Raw genomic sequence first — 15,300 nt, forward strand, 5'->3', positions numbered from 1 at the left:
CGGTGCGTTCGGTGCGGGCGGCCGTCAATGCGCGGCCGTGCGCAGCTGGCGCAACTGCTGCAGTGTGGTGCCGAGGGTCGGAACCGTCAGTGAAAGCGGCATCGCCGCCAGTTCGCGCAGGCGCGCGAGCTGCTGGTCCTGCGCCGGCGAGGGCGGCGACAGGCGCTGCACCCAGTGTTCGGCGCGCTTCAGCGCGACCTTGTAGCCGGCCGCGTCGCGGCGTTCGGCCGCCGCGCGCGCGAGCGAGATTTCCAGTTGCAGCCCGGCCAGCGCGGCGGCGCGGTCGGCCGGATGCGAGGCCACGGTGCGGTTGACCGGCTGGGTCTCGATCAGGGTGCCGAACGCGCGCCGCCACCACGGCGACGGCTCGGCGGCGACCGTCTTGGCGGTGTCTTCGGGCAGGCTCAGGCCCTGCGCCAGCGCGTCGAGCTTGGCCATCGCCTGCATGCGCGGCTCGATGCCCAGTTCCTTGAGCGCGGCGGTTTCCTGCAGCAGGGTCTGGCGCAGGCTGAGGTAGGCCGGATCGTCGATGCCGTCGAGCACGCCGCCGGCGAGGAGGTAGGCGCGGCGCGCGCCTTCCAGGTCGCCGGCGATCTGCAGGCGCTGCTGGCCCAGGGTCAGCAGCAGCTCGGTTTCGTCCAGGCGCATGGCCTGGGCGCCGTGGCGGTTGGGATCGGCGAGCTTGGACACGCTGTCTTCGATCAGCGCCGCGCGCTGGCCGATGCCGTGCAGTTCGTCGCGCAGCACCCGGTTGGTGCTGTCGGCCTGGACGATGCGGCGGTTCTGCGCGTCCTGGTTGGTGCGCAAGGTGTCCACGCGCTGCTCCAGCGCCTCCAGGCGCTGCGCGCCGTCGGCGGCCTGCTCGCGCTCGCGCACCTCGCGCTGCTGCCACTCGCGCCAACCGAACCAGCCGCCGCCGGCGGCGACCAGCAGCGCCAACAGCAGCCACAGCCAGGCGGAGGAACCGCGACGCGGCGCGGCAGCGGTGGAGGGGGAGGTGGACACGGGATCGATGGGGTCGTTCATGACCCGGCCATGCTACCGGATGAACGGATCAAGACAGTCTTGACGCGGTCGCGCCGCGCTGCGGTCGGGCGGTTGGCCGGGATGGACGGCGGGCGGGACGGGCGGCGCTGACCGGGCCGTTGCGAGCGTGGCCGTCGCGAGTGCGGCCGTCCGCGCCGGCTCGCGTTTGGATCGGGCGGTTCCGATTCGGTGCGTTCGCTCGATCGCTGCGGCCGTCCCGGCCTGGGCGTTGCGGCCGCGGCCGGTTCGGTCCGTACGCGCCGACCTGAAAGATCCGAACGAGCCGTTTCGATCCGGCCGCGTCATCGGGCGCCCGTTGCATCGAGCCGCGACCGCGTCATTCCAGCCGAGCCGTTTCTGACCGATCCGAATTTGCCGGCGCTGTCGCGCCCGCCGGCACGGACAGGTCCAGCTGAAGAGACCCGCGAGCACGGCCGGGCCGAGCCGCATCGCCCGACCCGGTTTCAGTCGCGATCGCCGTGCGCCAGTGGCGCCAGCAACTCGCGCGCGCCGGGGCCGGCGGCGACGCCGACGTCGGCGAAGCCGGCGTCGCGCGCCGACTGCGCCAGCCGTTCGCTGGCCGCGCTGACTCTCGCCTCGCGCAGCCGCGCGGCCGCCGGCGGCGGCAACTGCGCGAGCACGCGTTGCAGCGCCTCGCCGCTGGACAGCGCCAGCAGCAGCGGCGCGCGCGCCTGGCTCAGGCGCGCGACCATGAACTGGTCCAGCCGCGCCGGCTCGCGCCGGTAGATGTCGGCACGCCGCACCTGCGCGCCGCGCGCGGCCAGCGTCGGCGCGATCACGCCGCGGCCGCCGGGCGCGGTCAGCAGGCCCACCGCTTCGCCGGCGTCGAAACGCTGCAGGCCGGGCAGGGCGAGCAGGCCTTCGCTATCCATTCGTTCGGGCCAACGCACATCGGCGATGCCGGATTCGGCCAAGGCTTGTGCCGTGCCGGAACCGACCGCGTACCACGCCTGGCCCTCGCGTTGCGGTGGCCGCGGCAACGACGGCGCGGCCGCGCGCGCATCGGCCGCGCACAGATCGCGCAGCGCGCGCGCGGCGTTGGGACTGGTGACCAGCACGTGCGCCGACTGCAGCGCCGAGGCCAGCGCCGCGCGCGCGACGGCGGTGTTCTCGCTGCGGATCGTCCATGGCGACAGCTCGATCAATGCGCTGCCGTATTGCGCTGCGATACAGCGTATCGCCTCGTTATCGTCACTCGGACGTAACGAGATCACGTACCATCGCGGCGGTGTCAGCGGCTCGCGGCTCATGCGGTCAGCTTCGCACAGCGCCGCGCGCGAAGGCAGCCGCCGGACGTCGCAGCGCCATTCGCACGCGTTTGTTCGCCAGGCGTTGTCGGCCTGGTCCGTAGTCCGCCCGGCGCTGGTTCGCCTGGCGTGTCGTTCCGCTCCTCAACATCTTTCGCACCGCGCTACCGACGCTGATGACTTTCGACGCCGCACTGCAACGCCTGCATACCCACTACCAGTCCATGCCGCCGGTGGCGGCGATGAACGTCGGCATTTCCGGCTACGACGGCAGGCGCCTGCGCCTGCGCGCGCCGCTGAGCCACCACGTCAACGACAAGGGCTGCGCGTTCGGCGGCAGCCTGGCCTCGGTGATGACCCTGGCCTCGTGGGGCCTGGTCTCGCTCGGCCTGGAGCTGGCCGAGCTGCGCGCGGAAGTGTTCGTCGCCGACAGCCAGATCCGCTACCTGGCGCCGCTGTTCGGCGACCTGGAAGTGCAGGCCGAACTGGCCGACGGCGCCGACTGGGACCTGTTCGTGCAGACCCTGCGCGGCCGCGGCCGCGCCCGCACCGGCCTGGTCGCGCGCGCGCTGCTGCCCGAGGGCGGCGTGGCGACCGAGTTCACCGCGCGCTACGTCGCCATCGCCAAGGCCTGAGGCGGTCGCGGGCCTGACGCGGCGCGGGCGTGCGGGTAGGATGCACGCCACACCGCCTTCGAGCCGGAGCCCGCGATGCGCCTCGTGAAGTACCTGCTGCTGTCCTGCCTGTTCGCGTTCGCCGTGGCCGGCTGCCAGACCACCGGCACCCAGAACAACCGCCTGACCGAGATGCAGTACGCCTATTCGGCGGCGGTGCGCTGGGGCGATTTCGAAGGCGCGGCCAACCTGATCAAGCCCGAGCTGCGCAAGCAGCTGGCGCCCACGCCGATGCAGCTGGAGCGCTACAAGCAGATCCAGGTGTCCGGCTACAACGATGTCGGCAGCGAGGTCGACAAGAAGAAGGGCACCGCGGCGCGCGTCGTCAACATCGGCGTGATCAACCGCCACACCATGGCCGAGCGCAGCGTGCGCTATATCGAGGCCTGGGAATGGGATCCGGTGGCCAAGACCTGGTGGCTGATCGGAGGCCTGCCGGATTTCTGGCAAGGCGAGTAAGGGCGAGGAAATAGCGCAGAGGAGCGAAAGCCGCTTTCGCTCACTCCTCGCTCCTCTGCGCTCCCCGCTCGCTCGGGCCCCGCAGGGCCCTTTTGCGCCCCGGCCCCGCCTAAGAGACAATCCCCGCCCCGCGAGGGCCGTGCCGGCCCCGCCCGAGCGTGAGCTGACTCCGTGAGTTTCGACGAATTGCTGGCGTTCGCCGGCCGCCACCTGTACCTGTCGCTGGGCCTGGTCGGCTTGACCCTGGCGCTGATCTACACCGAGACCGCGCGCCTGTTCCGCGGCTACAAGGCCCTGCGTCCGGCCGAGCTGACCCAGATGATCAACCGCGACAACGCCCTGGTCATCGACCTGTCGGCGATCGGCGAGTACGAAAAGGGCCACATCCCGGGCAGCCGCTCGGTCCAGCCGAGCCAGTTCGATCCGGAAAGCAAGCTGCTGGCCAACGCCAAGCAACTGCCGGTGGTGGCGGTGTGCCGCAACGGCCAGGCCTCGGCCGACGCGGCCAAGCGCCTGAAGAAAGCCGGTTTCGAGAAGGTCTACTGGCTCGACGGCGGCATCGCCGCCTGGCAACAGGCCGAGCTGCCGCTGGTCAAGGGCCGCAACTGACGCTGTCGCGGCCGCGCCGACTCGCCGGCTGACGCGGCGCGCGTCGGCGTATTCGCGCGGTCTTCCCGGCGAGGCCGCGCCCACGCCAGCGGCCGTCCCAATCCGGATCCGCGCCCGTCGCCGCTGTCGTATCGCCGCCACGCGCGCCGCTTAGGCTGGGCGCCGCGTCTCGCCGCCGGCGACCGCGCCGGGCGATTGTGTGAGGCGCGCCGGGGTTCCGGCGCGGCGACCGGTCCGCCCGCGTCGCGGGGACTTGATCGCGCCGCAATCGCCTCAATCCACCTTAGTTCCGCGGCCGATCCCGCGCCGCCGCCGCCGGGCCGTTTGGTCCCGGCGCGGGCGAGCGGGCATAATCGGCCTCTTTTCCGAATTTCATCTTGCTGGGGGAGTCACCACGATGTCCGAAGAAAACGTCAACGGCGCCGCCGCGCCGGCCGAAGCCGCAACCGGCCCCGCGTTCACCGTCGAAAAGATCTACGTCAAGGACGTCTCCTTCGAAGTCCCCGGCGCGCCGGCGGTGTTCGCCGAGACCCAGCAGCCGCAGCTGCAGCTGAACCTGTCGCAGAACGTGCAGCGCGTCGGCGACAACGCCTTCGAAGTCGTGCTCGGCGTGACCCTGACCTGCACCGCCGGCGACAAGCCGATGTACCTGGCCGAAGTGAAGCAGGCCGGCGTGTTCGGCCTGATCGGCTTCGACGAGCAGACCCTCGACGCGATGCTCGGCACCCATTGCCCGAACGTGCTGTACCCGTACGCGCGCCAGCTGGTCAGCGACCTGATCCAGGCCGGCGGCTTCCCGCCGTTCTTCCTGCAGCCGATCAACTTCGACGCGCTGTACGCCGAAGGCCTGCGCCAGCGCGCGTCCCAGGGCAACCTGGCCGACGCGGAAACCGCCGGCAACGCCTGATCCCGCGCACGCATCGGGGCCCGCCGCGCGCATGACTTCGCAGACCACGACTCCCAAGCCGCGCGTGGCGGTGCTCGGTGCCGGCTCCTGGGGCACCGCGCTGGCCGCCCTGATCGCCCGGCACGGTCATCCGACCGTGCTGTGGGGCCGCGACGCCGACGTCGCCGCGGCCATCGATAGCCGCCACGAGAACCCGCGCTACCTGCCGGGCATCGCCCTGCCGGATGCGCTGCGCGCCACCACCGACCTGCCGGCCGCGCTCGCGCACGCCGACCTGGTGCTGGTGGTGACGCCCTCGCACGCCTTCGCCGAAACCCTGCGCGCACTGGCCCCGCACCGGCCCGCGCACGCCGGCGTGGCCTGGGCGACCAAGGGCTTCGAGCCCGGCAGCGGCCGCTTCCTGCACGAAGTCGCCGAAGAAACGCTCGGCGCCGGCGTGCCGCTCGCGGTCGTCACCGGCCCCTCGTTCGCCAAGGAAGTCGCGCAGGGCCTGCCGACCGCGCTGACCGTGCATTCCGAGGACGCGGACTTCGCCCAGTCGGTGGCCGACGCGCTGCACGGCCCGGCGTTCCGCGCCTACACCGGCGACGACATGCTCGGCGCCGAACTCGGCGGCGCGATGAAGAACGTGCTCGCGGTGGCCACCGGCGTCGCCGACGGCATGCAGTTGGGCCTCAACGCCCGCGCTGGCCTGATCACCCGCGGCCTCAACGAAATGCTGCGCCTCAACCAGGCCATCGGCGGCCAGCCCGAAACCCTGATGGGCCTGGCCGGCCTCGGCGACCTGGTGCTGACCTGCACCGGCGACCTGTCGCGCAACCGCCGCCTGGGCCTGGCCCTGGGCCGCGGCCAGTCGATCGAAGACGCGGTGCGCGAGATCGGCCAGGTGGTCGAGTCGGTGCAGACCGCCGACGAAGTCATGCGCCAGGCCGAACGCCACGGCATCGAACTGCCGATCTCCAGCGCCGTGCGCGAGGTGCTGCACGGCCGCATCACGCCGTCCGACGGCCTGCGCCAGTTGCTCGCGCGCGAGCAGAAGCCCGAATACCCGAACGACCTGTTCGGTTGAGGCGCGCCGGGTAGTACGGAGCAAAAGCCCGGCGATGCCGGGCTTTTTCATGCCGCGATGCGCGTGCGATCCGCGGCGCGAACGCAGCGCGCCTCTTCGCCGCGACCGACACGCAAAAAAAGAGCCCGGCCTTGCGGCCGGGCTCCATCGCGACGATTCGAGGGAGAGAGAGAAAAGTGCGCGAGTGTTGCCGGAGTCTTCCCGGAGCGCTTTCTTAGAAGCTGAAGCGTGGACCGATGAAGAATTCCTTGTGGCCGCCGTCGACGAACTTGGCGTCGGCGGTGATGCCCCAGCTCTGGTTGAACTTCACCTGGGTGCCGACGCGGCCGTAGAACTTGCCGTCGTACTGCTTGGTCAGGTCGCCATAACGCTCGGCCTTGTCGAAGTCCTGGTAACCGGCGAAGGCATAGCCTTCCCAGTTCGGCGCCAGCGAACCGCGCACGCCGGCTTCGACGAAGCCGCCCTTGAACTTCTGCGAACCGCCGCCCAGGGCGTTGTCGAAGTCGTATTTGTTCTGCTCGTAGGCGATGCGGGTGACCAGGTCGACGCGGCTGCTCAGCTCGTGGTTGTAGCCCAGGCCGACGTTGAAGCGGTCGACATCGGTGCTCGGGATGCGGAACACGTTGCCGCCGATGTTGAGGTTCTTCGAATCGGTCTCCTGCTGGCTGTAGCTGCCGAAGACGTGGAAATTCGGGTGGAACGCGTACGAACCGGCGATGGTCCAGCCATCGGAGTCGGCGAACTTGTTCTTGGCGTCGAACTTGGCGTAGCCGGCTTCGACGTAGTTGTAGGAAATGCCTTCCGCGGCCGAAGCGGTGAACGGCAGCGCGGCGGCGAGGGTGAGGGCAAGCAATGCACGCTTCATGAAGGTCTAGCCTCTTATTGGTCTTATTCCGTTTCCACGCGCCTCGGGGTAAGGCGTACTTGTGGATTCGGTGTGCGCAGTATCGTCGCCGCGCTTCAATAGCGCCTGAATTTTTCCGGGATTTTTATGGGAACTAAACGTTCTGTTTACGGTACTTCGGATTCGGACTAGGCCTGAAGTCATGGTTTTCAAGGGGTTTTTCGCGTTTTTCGCGATGCAGCCTTGCTCGCGGCTGAACATCGCCGCGCATGATCGGCAAACCGCCCGGGCGCAAGAATCGGATGGCGCGCGCAGGCGCGCATCGCCAGCATGACGCTCGTCATCCGTATACGTTTGAGGGCGTCCGACCGATGCGAGCAGAGACCGACGCCGCGGCGGACGCCGCGCGCGATCCGCGCCAGCGCCTGTGCCGCCGCATCGCCGGCTACGACTGGGATGCGCTCGCCGCCGCGCTCGACGCGGACGGCTGGGCCGTGTTGCCGAAGCTGCTCGGCGCGCGGCAATGCGCGGCCTTGGCCGAGGGCTACGACGAGGACGCGCGTTACCGCAGCCGCGTGACGATGCAGCGCCACGGCTTCGGCCGCGGCGAATACCGCTACTTCCGCTATCCGCTGCCGCCGTTGCTGCAAACCCTGCGCGAAAGCTTGTACCCGCGGTTAGCGCCGGTGGCGACGCGTTGGAACGCGATGCTCGGGGTGGACGATGCGTATCCGGACACGCTCGACGCGTTTCTCGCGCGCTGCCACGCGGCCGGACAGACGCGGCCGACGCCGCTGCTGCTGCGCTATGGCGCCGGCGACTACAACTGCCTGCACCAGGACGTGTACGGCGCGCATGTGTTTCCGCTGCAGGTCGCGATCCTGCTGTCGCAGCCCGGACGCGACTTCGACGGCGGCGAGTTCGTGCTGACCGAGCAGCGCCCGCGCATGCAGTCGCGCGCGCAGGTCGTGCCGCTGCAACAGGGCGACGCGGTGGTCTTCGCCGTGCGCCATCGACCGCAGCGCGGCGCGCGCGGGTTCTACCGGGTCAACCTGCGCCATGGCGTAAGCGCGTTGCGCGCGGGGACGCGGCATACGCTCGGGGTGATCTTCCACGACGCGCAGTGAGCGGCGGTCGGGGTGGGAGGGCCTTCAGGCCCAATGCTTTTCGCTCGGGTCGCCGCGGTCTGGGACAAGAGCGTCGGGACTGAAGTCCCTCCCACAAGAGCGCCGGCAGATGAGGGGTCTGCGCAGAAGGTTCTTCAACCGTTCGCGGAAACGCGATTTTGCCGCTTGATCGGCCGCCGCGACGTTGCGTTCGTGCATCGCCCTGGCGTGACCGTCGCGCCGCCGCGGCAGCGTTGGCTTCAACGTCGCGCGGCCTGCGCTGCGCGCACCGGCCGCGACGCACGCCGCGCGGCCGCCTTCATGGACGCGTCGGCCTCAAGGAGCAGGACCATGCCGCTGCAGGATCAATCGTTCGTTCGCCGCGAACTCGACTTCCCCGGCGCCTTGCGCCAAGGCGCCAGCGGCGCGGCGGTGAAACGGGTGCAGGAATGGCTGGGCTTCCACGGCAACGGCACCCCCATCGACGGCAAGTTCGGCCCGGGCACCGAGCGCGCGCTGCAGGGGTTCGCCGCGCGCAAGCGCATCGCCTATGCCGGCGAAGTCGGGCCGGCGCTGTGGGCGGCGTTGACCGAACCGATGGCGCGGGTGATCGCCGCCGCCGCGCCGGCCAACAAGCCGTATCCGCAGCTGGTGCGCTGGTTCGCCGAGCAGCATCTGTCGGTCCATCCGATCGAGATCGGCGGCGCCAATCGCGGGCCGTGGGTGCGGCTGTACATGAAGGGCAGCGAAGGCGATTCGATGCTGTGGTGCGCCGGCTTCGTCAGCACGGTGCTGCGCCAGGCGGCCGAGCGCGCGCAGCGGGCGATGCCCATCGCCGGCAGCTTCGGCTGCGACGAACTGGCCGCGCAGGCCAGGGCGGCCGGGCGCTTCCTCGCCGGGCGCACGGTCGCCGGCGGCAGCCCGGGCTTCGGCGCGCTCGGCGCGTGCTCGGTGTTCCTGGTGCGCAAGAGCGCCAGCGACTGGGTCCACACCGGATTCGCCTTCGACGGCAATGCCGAGAGCTTCCTCAGCATCGAGGGCAACACCGACCACAAAGGCTCGGCCAACGGCTTCGAGGTCGCCCAGCGCGCGCGCAAGACCGCGGCCTGCGATTTCATCCGCCTGGGCTGACCGGCGGTCGGCTCCGGCGCGGCGCGGTCCGGCCCGCGCCGCCTTACCCGCGCCCGGCAGCGGCGGCGCGCACAAATTCCGGACGGAATCTCTTCACCCCGTATTGACGGCCCGGTCTGCCGCGCTTACCTTGTGTCGATAATGAAATGATATATCGTTTCATTTCACACTTTGAGCGTAGCAGGGGTCGCAGTGAGTACAGGCAGGCGGGGAGGCCGCGCGGCAGCGGCGGCGGGTATCGAAGCGCAACGACGCGGGAGCGGCGGTCCCGCGGCGGCGCGTCTGGGCGCGACGCGCTGGATCGCCGGCGCGGCGCTGGCGGCGTTCGCGCTGCCGGCCGCGCTGGCCCAGACCGGCGCGGCGCGGGCCGCGCCCGATCAGGACGCGATCGATCCGATCGCGCCGGCCGACGCTTCCGCCGGCGGCGCCACCCCCAAGCTGCTCGACAAGGTCACCGTCGAGAGCGCCGCCGCCGCGCCCTGGGACCGGCCGGCGCCGACCGCCTCGCGCCTGGGCCTGAGCGCGCGCGAAATCCCGGCCGCGGTCGAAACCCTGACCCAGGAGCAGATCCAGGCGCGCGGCCTGCGCGGCAGCGTCGAGGCGCTCAACGCCGCGCCGGGCGTGCTCGCCGGGCAGCTGCCGTCCTCGCCCGGCATGGCCTCGATGCGCGGCTTCAGCGGCGGCGCGATCGCGCTGCTGTACGACGGCGTGCGCCAGAGCGCGGCGCCGCTGGTGACCCGCGATTTCGATAGTTGGAGCTTCGAGCGCATCGAAGTGCTCAAGGGCCCCGCCTCGGTGCTGTACGGCGAGGGCGCGCTGGCCGGCGCGATCAACCTGGTGCCCAAGCGTCCCGACTTCGACGGCCGCGCGTTCTCGGGCCTGGTCGGGATCGGCAGCTTCGGCAGCCAGCGCTATGCGGTGGATTTCAACGAGCCGGTCGGCGAACGCCTGGCGCTGCGCGCGATCGCCAGCCACCGGCGCAGCGACGGTTACGTCGACGGCACCGCGAGCGAGGCGACCTCGGCGACCGTGGCCGCGCGCTGGCGGCCCAGCGATGCGGTCGAGGTCGATGTCGCGCTCGACCATTTCGAAGACGACTACGACACCGCCTACTGGGGCACGCCGCTGGTTCCGGCGGCGCTGGCGCGCGATCCGGCGTCGCTGGTGCGCAGCGCCGACGGCCGCGTGCTCGACCGTTCGCTGCGCCGGCGCAACTACAACGTCGACAACGGCCTGCAGGACTCGCGCGGCGACTGGCTGCGCACCCGGGTGGGCTGGCAGATCGGCGAGGGCCTGCGTTTCTCCAACGAGTTCAGCTACTACGACGCCAAGCGCCGCTGGTGGAACTCGGAAACCTATGCGTTCAACCCGCGCACTCGCCTGCTCGACCGCGGCACCACCCGGATCGAGCACGATCACCGCTTCTGGGTCGAGCGCGCGACCCTGTCGCTGGACGGCGATTGGGGCGGCCGCCGCAACCGTGCCGCGATCGGCGCCGAGGTCAGCGACGGCGACTTCGCGGTCATGCGCCGGTTCGGCACGACCACGGCGGTGGACCCGTTCGCGCCGCGGCGCGGATCGGCCGGCTTCGCCGACACCGCGGCCAACTTCCCCGGCGCCGGCAATCGCGTCGATTTCGATTCGAGCACCCGGGTGTACTCGGTGTTCGCCGAGGATGCGCTGAACCTCAGCGAGCGCTGGCTGCTGCTGGCGGGACTGCGCTACGACCGGATCGAGCTGGAACGGCGCATCGTCGACCGCAACACCGGCGCGCGCTCGCGCTTCGAGCGCAACTACGAACCGTTGTCGTGGCGGGTCGGTACGGTCTACGACCTCGCGCCGAAGATCCAGCTGTACGCGCAGTACAGCACTTCGGTGGCGCCGGTCGGCAGCTTGCCGCTGTTGTCGCTGGCCAACTCGCGCTTCGAACTGACCCAGGGCCGCTCGGCCGAGGCCGGGATCAAGAGCAGCGTGTGGGACGGCCGCGTCGATCTGGGCGCGAGCGCGTACTGGATCGAGCAGGACGATATCGTCACCCGCGATCCGAACAACGCGAACCTGTCGGTGCAGGGCGGGACGCAGTCTTCGCGCGGCGTCGAACTGAGCGCGGCGGCGTCGCTGACCCGCGCGTTGCGCATCGACGCCAGCATCGCCGCGCTCGACGCGCGCTTCGACAAACTGCGCGAAGCCGGCGGCGCCGACCGCGCCGGCAACGTGCCGCCGAACGTGCCCGAACGCCTGGCCCAGCTCCACGCGAGCTATCGCTTCGATGCGCTGCCGCTGACCGTCGGCGCCGGCGCCCGCTACGTCGGCCCGTGGTACGCCGACAACGCCAACCGCCTGCGCGTCGCCGGCCGCACGGTATGGGACGCCAGCGTCGCCTACCGGCTGCCGTTCGGCGAGATCGCGCTGTACGGCCGCAACCTCGGCGATGCGCTGTACGCCGACTGGACCGGCGGCGCCGCCGACCAGTTCGTGCTCGGCGCGCCGCGCAGCGTCGAGCTGACCTTGAGGGTGAACCTATGAACTCGACGAACGACGGCGCGGACGCGCTGCGACTGGACGGCGTGCGCAAGGACTTCGGCGAACGCCATGCGCTGCAGGCGCTGTCGCTGAAGATCGCGCCGGGCGAGGTGTACGCCTTGCTCGGCCCCAACGGCGCCGGCAAGACCACGACCTTGAACCTGATCCTGGGCTTCCTGGATCCGGATGCCGGCCGCATCGAGGTCGCCGGCATCGACGTGGCCCGCGACCGCCTCGGCGCGCGCGCCAAGATCGCCTACTTGCCGGAAACGGTGATGCTGCATCCGCAGCTCGATGCGATCGAGAACCTGACCTATTTCGCCTTGCTCGGCGGCCGGCGCATCGATGCGAACCAGGCGCGCGAGCTGCTGCGCCAGGCCGGCCTGCAGGAGGAAGCGCACGCGCGCCGCGCCGGCGGCTTTTCCAAGGGCATGCGGCAGAAGGTCGGCCTCGCCATCGCCTTGGCCAAGGACGCGCAGTTGCTGTTGCTCGACGAACCGACCTCGGGCCTGGACGCCAGCGCCGCCAACGATCTCTCGCACGGCGTGCGCGCGGCATCGCGCCGCGGCGTCGCGGTGCTGATGGCCACGCACGACCTGTACCGGGTCAAGGACGTCGCCCATCGCCTCGGCATCCTGCGCGCGGGCCGGTTGTTGACCGAGCGCCGCACCAGCGAACTGTCGGCGTCGCAGATCGAGGCGCTGTACCTGCAGGAACTCGACGCCGCGGACCCGGCGGGAGCGGCCGCCGCATGAGCGCGTCGCTGACCGGCTACGAGTGGACCCTGCTGCGCCGCGACCGGCGCGCGTGGTGGGCGCTGCTGGCGCTGGCCGCGCTGGTGTTGCTGGCGTTCGCGTTCGATCTGGCCGGCGTCGCCGCGGGCAACGCCGCCAAGAACGAGGCCGCGCGCGCCGAGCGCGCGCGCTGGTTGGGGCAGGGCGAGAAGGACCCGCATTCGGCCGCGCACTACAGCATCTTCGCGTTCAAGCCGACCCCGGCGCTGGCGGCGCTGGATCCCGGCGCCGAACCCTTCGTCGGCCAGACCGTGTGGCTGGAAGCGCACGTGCAGAACGACATGCTGTACCGGCCGCAGGGCGACGCCTCGCCGCTGCAGCGCGCCGGCCTGGCCAGCCCGGCCAGCCTGTTGATCGCGTTCGCGCCGCTGGTCGCGTTCCTGCTCGCGTTCACCGCGGTGGCGATGGATCGCGAGCGCGGCACCCTGCGCCTGGCGCTGGGCGCGGCGCTGCGGCCGCGCGCGATCGTCGCGGCCAAGGCGCTGGCGATCTGGTCGGCGCTGATGCTGGCGTTGCTGGCGCCGGTGGTCGCGGCTTCGGCCGTCGCCAGCGCCGCGCTCGGCGCGTTGAACGCGGACCTGGCGTTGCGCCTGGCGCTGTGGGCGGCGGCGATGGCGTTGTACCTGGGCGTGCTGACCGCGCTGGGCGTGTCGGTGTCGCTGCTGGCGCGCAGCGTGCGCGGAGCGCTGGCGCTGTTGTTCGGCTTGTGGATCGCGCTGGCGCTGGCGCTGCCGCGTTGGGCCAGCAGCGCGGTGGAAGCGGCGCATCCGCTGCCGTCGAGCCAACAGGTCAAGCAGCAACTGCAAGACGAAGCGCCGTCGTTCTGGACCGCCGAAGAGGCGAAGAAACACCGTCAGGCGCTGCTCGCGCAATACGGCGCCAAGGACGTGGGCGACATGCGGGTGGACGCGCGCGGCGCCGAGCTGGACTTGAGCGAGCGCCATTCGCATCGGGTGTTCGATCGCGTGCTCGGCGGTTTCTACGACCGCGTCGCAGCGCAGGACCGCGCGTTCGCCGCGTGGGGCTGGCTGAGCCCGGCGGCGGCGATGCAGAGCCTGTCGCCGATGCTGGCCGGCAGCGACTTCGGCCACCACCGCCGCTTCATCGACGCCGCCGAGCAATACCGGCGCGCGCTGGTCAACCGCATGAACGAGGACGTGATGGCGCATCCGCTCAACGGCGCGCAGCCGCGCCACACCAACGACGAGTCGCTGTGGGCGCAGGTGCCGCAGTTCCAGGCGCCTCAACCGGCGCTGGCGGCGAACTGGCGCAACGCCGCGCCGGCGCTGGCCGGCCTGTTCGGCTGGGCGGCGCTGGCCGCGGGCCTGCTGGCGCTGGCCGCGCGCAGGTTGCGGCCATGAGCGCGCAGACCGGACACCTCGGCGCGCTCGACCTGCCGGCCGCGCGCACCGCCGGCTTCGCCGAACTGCTGCGCTGGGAGTTGGGTCACGTCGGCCGCAGCCGCCTGCTGTGGGCGGTGCTAGGCCTGTTGTTCGCGGCGATGCTGTGGGGCGCGCACAGCGGCGCGGCGCTGCATCGCGAACAAGACCGCGCGATCCAGCGCAGCCGCGCCGCCGACCTGGCCTGGACCCAGCAGATCCTCGAACGCGCGCGCCGCTACGCCGAGCCGGCCGACGAGCCGGTGCCGTACTGGCAGGACCCGACCGACGTCGCCGGCTTCAGCCGCTACTTCCTGCGCGCCCACGCCTACAAGCCCAACCTGCCGTTGTCGCCGCTGGCGGTCGGCGGCAGCGATCTGATGCCCACGCGCCTGCCGGTGAAGCTGGAAACGCCGTTCGGGGTGGAGCCGGCCTACGACTTCGAGAACCCGCGCGCGCTCGGCCTGGGCCGCTTCGACTTGGGCTATGTGCTGGTGTACTTGCTGCCGGTCGCGGCGATCGTGCTGATCGGCCTGCTCGCGACCTTCGAGCGCGACCACGGCATGTTGCGCTTGATCGCGGCGCAACGGGTCGGCCCGCGCGCGTGGCTGGGCGCGCGCATCGCCGCGATCTTCGCCTGGCTGGCGCCGGCGGTGTTGCTGGGCGTGGCGGTGTCCTTATTCTCGGCCGGCGCCGATCTCGCCGCGGCCGTTCCCGAATTGATCGCGTCGGCGGCACTGGTGGTGGCCTACCTGGGGTTCTGGGCCGCGCTGGGTTTCGTCGTGGTGTCCGCGTGGCCCGGCGCCGCCGGCGCGATCAGCCTGATGAGCGCGGTCTGGGCGGTGCTGGCGATCGGCTTGCCGCTGCTCGGCAGCGGCGCGGCAGCGCGGCTGGGCGATGCGCCGGCGCCGATCGCCTACGTCGACGCGCAACGTCGCGCCAACGACGCCATCGCCGGCGAACGCGACGCGCTGCTGGCGCGCGACTTCCGCGCCCGCGGCGATCTGGCTGGCTCGCTCGACAAGCTCGGTAGCCTCGATTACGCGACGCGCATGACCTTCCTCGCGCCGGAGCTGGAACGGCGGCTGCAGCCGCTGCGCGACCGTCAGGAAAGCGCGCGCAGCGCGCGCGAGCGCCTGTCGCAGTGGGCCGGTTATCTGGCGCCGCCGCTGGGCATGGAACAGGCGCTGGCGCAGTTGGCCGGCACCGACGCGCAGCGCCATCGCCGTTTCGAGCGGCAGGCGGCGGGCTACCAGCGGCAGTTGCGCGAATGGTTCTATCCGCGCATCCAGCGCCAGATCTCCGCGCCGACGCCGAAGCCGCGCGCGGACAGCTACGGGCGGATGAACTTCCTCGAATTCGACGCGATTCCGGCGTACGCCTGGCACGACGCGCCAGCGTGGTCGCGGGTGGCCGGCGCGCTGCCGACCGCGCTGTGGCTGACGCTGTTGGCCGCCGCGCTGAGCGCCTGGGCGCTGCGGCGCCTGCGCCAGTGGCCGGCGGAGCTGTGA

15 protein-coding genes are annotated in these 15,300 nt (G+C 71.4%); 11 read left to right on the top strand and 4 right to left on the bottom strand.

The annotated features are described in order from the left end of the window. Positions 1–24 precede the first annotated feature (24 nt). Together RDV84_RS08225 and RDV84_RS08230 are read right to left on the bottom strand one after the other, a co-directional pair. Positions 25–1,026: a hypothetical protein gene (locus RDV84_RS08225; protein ID WP_309153044.1), complete on the bottom strand. Its 1,002-nt coding sequence runs from the start codon at positions 1,024–1,026 to the stop codon at positions 25–27. 464 nt (positions 1,027–1,490) lie between these two features. Then, positions 1,491–2,192 (bottom strand): uroporphyrinogen-III synthase, encoded by a 702-nt coding sequence (locus tag RDV84_RS08230; protein WP_309153045.1) that lies wholly within the window; start codon positions 2,190–2,192, stop codon positions 1,491–1,493. A 278-nt stretch (positions 2,193–2,470) separates the two neighbouring features. Between RDV84_RS08230 and RDV84_RS08235 the strand changes: the two genes are divergently transcribed. From RDV84_RS08235 to RDV84_RS08255, 5 genes are all read left to right on the top strand, one after another. Beyond that, complete coding sequence (locus RDV84_RS08235) at positions 2,471–2,929, top strand: YiiD C-terminal domain-containing protein (RefSeq protein ID WP_057949503.1); 459 nt, start codon at positions 2,471–2,473, stop codon at positions 2,927–2,929. Positions 2,930–3,004: 75 nt separating this feature from the next. Beyond that, a complete protein-coding gene (locus RDV84_RS08240; protein WP_231783900.1) occupies positions 3,005–3,427 on the top strand; it encodes a hypothetical protein in 423 nt (140 codons plus the stop codon). 171 nt (positions 3,428–3,598) lie between these two features. Beyond that, complete coding sequence (locus tag RDV84_RS08245) at positions 3,599–4,036, top strand: rhodanese-like domain-containing protein (protein ID WP_078998131.1); 438 nt, start codon at positions 3,599–3,601, stop codon at positions 4,034–4,036. Positions 4,037–4,433: 397 nt separating this feature from the next. Further along, entirely contained in the window at positions 4,434–4,943 is a 510-nt protein-coding gene (secB, locus tag RDV84_RS08250; protein ID WP_057949501.1) for a protein-export chaperone SecB, read from the top strand. A 31-nt stretch (positions 4,944–4,974) separates the two neighbouring features. After that, positions 4,975–6,012: an NAD(P)H-dependent glycerol-3-phosphate dehydrogenase gene (locus RDV84_RS08255; RefSeq protein ID WP_057949500.1), complete on the top strand. Its 1,038-nt coding sequence runs from the start codon at positions 4,975–4,977 to the stop codon at positions 6,010–6,012. 214 nt (positions 6,013–6,226) lie between these two features. On the opposite strand, the gene RDV84_RS08260 is transcribed toward RDV84_RS08255, so the two are convergent. Then, positions 6,227–6,877, bottom strand: a complete 651-nt coding sequence (locus RDV84_RS08260; RefSeq protein WP_309153046.1) for a porin — start codon at positions 6,875–6,877, stop codon at positions 6,227–6,229. A 350-nt stretch (positions 6,878–7,227) separates the two neighbouring features. Here RDV84_RS08260 and RDV84_RS08265 point away from each other — a divergent pair, with 350 nt between their 5' ends. Then, positions 7,228–7,983, top strand: a complete 756-nt coding sequence (locus tag RDV84_RS08265; RefSeq protein ID WP_309153047.1) for a 2OG-Fe(II) oxygenase — start codon at positions 7,228–7,230, stop codon at positions 7,981–7,983. Here RDV84_RS08265 and RDV84_RS26040 read toward each other — a convergent pair. Continuing rightward, complete coding sequence (locus RDV84_RS26040) at positions 7,896–8,078, bottom strand: DUF6053 domain-containing protein (RefSeq protein WP_425606294.1); 183 nt, start codon at positions 8,076–8,078, stop codon at positions 7,896–7,898. The two genes, RDV84_RS08265 and RDV84_RS26040, sit on opposite strands and share 88 nt — an antisense overlap. Here RDV84_RS26040 and RDV84_RS08270 point away from each other — a divergent pair. From RDV84_RS08270 to RDV84_RS08290, 5 genes are all read left to right on the top strand, one after another. Then, a complete protein-coding gene (locus RDV84_RS08270; RefSeq protein ID WP_425606293.1) occupies positions 7,996–9,093 on the top strand; it encodes a DUF6053 domain-containing protein in 1,098 nt (365 codons plus the stop codon). The genes RDV84_RS26040 and RDV84_RS08270 overlap by 83 nt on opposite strands. 192 nt (positions 9,094–9,285) lie before the next feature. Continuing rightward, positions 9,286–11,619 (top strand): TonB-dependent receptor, encoded by a 2,334-nt coding sequence (locus tag RDV84_RS08275; RefSeq protein WP_309153049.1) that lies wholly within the window; start codon positions 9,286–9,288, stop codon positions 11,617–11,619. After that, positions 11,616–12,371, top strand: coding sequence for an ABC transporter ATP-binding protein (locus tag RDV84_RS08280; protein ID WP_309153050.1), 756 nt, complete (start codon positions 11,616–11,618; stop codon positions 12,369–12,371). The genes RDV84_RS08275 and RDV84_RS08280 overlap by 4 nt, the downstream gene beginning before the upstream one ends. Beyond that, positions 12,368–13,771 (top strand): ABC transporter permease subunit, encoded by a 1,404-nt coding sequence (locus RDV84_RS08285; protein ID WP_309153051.1) that lies wholly within the window; start codon positions 12,368–12,370, stop codon positions 13,769–13,771. Before RDV84_RS08280 ends, RDV84_RS08285 begins: the two co-directional genes overlap by 4 nt. After that, a complete protein-coding gene (locus tag RDV84_RS08290; RefSeq protein ID WP_309153052.1) occupies positions 13,768–15,300 on the top strand; it encodes a DUF3526 domain-containing protein in 1,533 nt (510 codons plus the stop codon). The genes RDV84_RS08285 and RDV84_RS08290 overlap by 4 nt, the downstream gene beginning before the upstream one ends.

Origin of the sequence: Lysobacter yananisis, from assembly GCF_031199375.1 — a bacterium.
In the GTDB taxonomy this organism is placed as follows: Bacteria; Pseudomonadota; Gammaproteobacteria; order Xanthomonadales; family Xanthomonadaceae; genus Lysobacter; species Lysobacter yananisis.